Genomic DNA, 2,725 nt, shown 5'->3' on the forward strand with positions numbered 1-2,725 from the left:
TAGAATGTGGGCAATGGTTGCTTTTATCAGATCGTTACCTGAATTAGATGAAGCTCAGTACACGATGCTAACCACTAGGATAGATGGCGATATGATGGACATGTCATTTGATGGTGATATGAATATGTCGGATGATGGATCTGGAATGCAGCATTAATACTTTCTAGATATGAAAGCCTCCTAACTCACGGTTGTCGCTATCACCAATGTAGTACTGAACAGTGCTGCATTTAATGTTTTTAGTTAAGTACATAAGAATTCAAATATAGGGTGTAAGTTTTTAGAATATCGAGCATAACAATAGACGTTTAGGAGTAATTTAATGAGACATTACACACATGTGCTTTCTAATGGACATAGCTGGTTATCCGGTCGTGTCCTTTTATTGGTGGTGACATCGTCACTCTCGTTAACGCTAGCCGCTTGCAGCCAATCTAATACCAGTGGCTCTGATTCTCAACCAGTAAAGGTTGAACAGTCTGCTACCCAGAATGCACAAGTACAAAATGAAAGTTCTGCTCCTACAAATGCTCCCGTTAACAGCTCGTCATCATTACTCAAAAACGTCTCAGCCACGGTTTATAAAGATGCCAACTGCGGCTGCTGTAAAGAATGGGTAGGCTATGCAAAAAACAATGGATTAAGTGCAACCACGCACGATGTGGAAGATCTATCCTTATTTAAGGAGCGTTATGGCGTACCACAGCAAATGCGCTCTTGTCATACCACCGTTACCACCGACGGTTTTGTCTTTGAAGGGCATGTCCCTGCTAAACACATGGCTGAATTCTTAGCAAATCCTCCTGCACAAGCTATTGGACTTGCCGTACCGAGTATGCCGGTTGGTAGCCCCGGTATGGAGTATGAAGGTAAATTCATGCCTTATAAGGTAATGCAGCTTAATAAAGACGGCACCACAGAAGTCTATGCTGCTATTGAGTCTCCTCAGCAGCAGCTGTAGTGTTGGCTTAGATGTGAATAGATTCTGTTAAATATCGAAAATATTATAACTATAAGCTTAACCACCATCTCTCAAATTAAATTAGGTTATCATTATGAATAAAAAGAACATACTGAACCGCCGACGTTTTTTAACCGGATCCTCTACGCTACTTGGCGCGTCTATGCTATCGACGTTACCAACCATTGCCAATAGTGCGTTGGGTGCAAATCAAAAAAATGCCGTCATTAACAGTGATAAACCCGATCATAAAGTACCCATACTGACAGGCAAAGAGTTTGATCTTTATGTCAGCAAAAAACCCATCATTGTTGATGGCAAGTCAAGCACGGCGACGCTCATTAATGACTCATTACCAGCGCCAACGCTAAAAATGCGCGAGGGCGATACGGTAGTGATACGCGTCCATAACCAAATGAATGAGTCGACCTCTATTCATTGGCATGGTCTACTAGTACCGTTTGAGATGGATGGCGTGCCCGGCATTAGTTTTGATGGTATACCAGCAAATAGCACCTTTACGTATAAATTTACGCTGAAACAATCTGGCACTTATTGGTATCACTCGCACACTGGATTCCAAGAACAAACCGGTATGCGCGGGGCCATCGTCATTGAGCCGAAAGGGCGCGAACGTCATCCTATCGAGGAAGACCATGTCATTTTGCTCAGTGATTGGACGCACCGTGACCCGCACAACTTGGTTAAACTATTAAAGCAACGCGCAGACTTTGATAATTATCATTTACCAGATTTTAAAAAGCTACTGTCCGATATTGCCGCAACAGATCTAAAAGCTGCTTTTGATAAGCGCAAAATGTAGAATCAGATGCGGATGATGCCGACAGACTTTACTGATCTGTCTGGTGAAAAAACCTTTACCTATCTGATGAATGGTAAAACCACAGCGGCTAACTGGACGCAACTTGTCAAGGCTGGACAGCCTGTCAAACTACGTTTTATTAATGGTTCAGCGCAGACGATATTTGATGTACGCATCCCCGGCCTAAAAATGAAAGTCGTCGCGACGGATGGGATTGATGTCAGTCCCGTCGATATCGATGATTTCCGTATTGGGGTGGCCGAGACTTATGATGTCATCGTGACGCCCACTAAAGACGCGCATACCATATTTGCTCAAAACATAGATCGGTCAGGCTATGTTGCGACAACGCTTGCTACCAAAAAAGGTGCTCGTCCTGCGATACCTGCTATGGACAAAGTCGAATGGCTGACGATGGCCGACATGATGGGCGCCATGGGATCGAATGGCTATAACGCTAAACATGCCAAAACAGAATATGACTTTAAGTCCGATATGCGCGTTGATAGTCCGCGTATGAACCTTGATGACCCTGGTATTAATCTACGTAACATTGATAGAAAGGTTTTGAATTATAGTCAGTTGCGCTCTGTCGGCGATGAGATAATGGCAGAGCAGCGCAAACCCACCAGAGAGATTGAAATACATCTGACGGGAAACATGGAGCGCTATATTTGGGCTCTAGACGGGGTTATGTTCAAAGATGCCGCACCGGTCAATATTAAGCCCAACGAGCGCGTACGTATTACCTTAGTCAATGACACCATGATGAATCATCCCATGCATTTGCATGGTATGTGGAGCGATCTGCGGATGCCTTCAGGTGAGTTTCAAGTACGTAAGCATACGATAATGGTACAGCCTGCACAAAAGATAAGCTTTGATGTCACCGGAGAAGCTGGCAGATGGGCATGGCATTGCCACTTGCTCTATCACATGGA

At 44.1% G+C, this 2,725-nt stretch carries 1 protein-coding gene and 1 pseudogene; both read left to right on the top strand.

Going from position 1 to position 2,725, the window contains the following annotated elements:
• Positions 1-322 precede the first annotated feature (322 nt).
• Positions 323-961 (top strand): DUF411 domain-containing protein, encoded by a 639-nt coding sequence (locus CXF58_RS01015; protein ID WP_011959987.1) that lies wholly within the window; start codon positions 323-325, stop codon positions 959-961.
• 94 nt (positions 962-1,055) lie between these two features.
• Positions 1,056-2,725: pseudogene (locus CXF58_RS14175) on the top strand (copper resistance system multicopper oxidase); the annotation flags it as partial.

The organism is Psychrobacter sp. Sarcosine-02u-2, from assembly GCF_002836335.1.
GTDB lineage: Bacteria > Pseudomonadota > Gammaproteobacteria > Pseudomonadales > Moraxellaceae > Psychrobacter > Psychrobacter faecalis.

What these genes read in the sequence shown, in the direction of transcription:
- CXF58_RS01015 (WP_011959987.1), top strand. Translation starts at nt 323, where the DNA reads ATGAGACATTACACACATGTGCTTTCTAATGGACATAGCTGGTTATCC.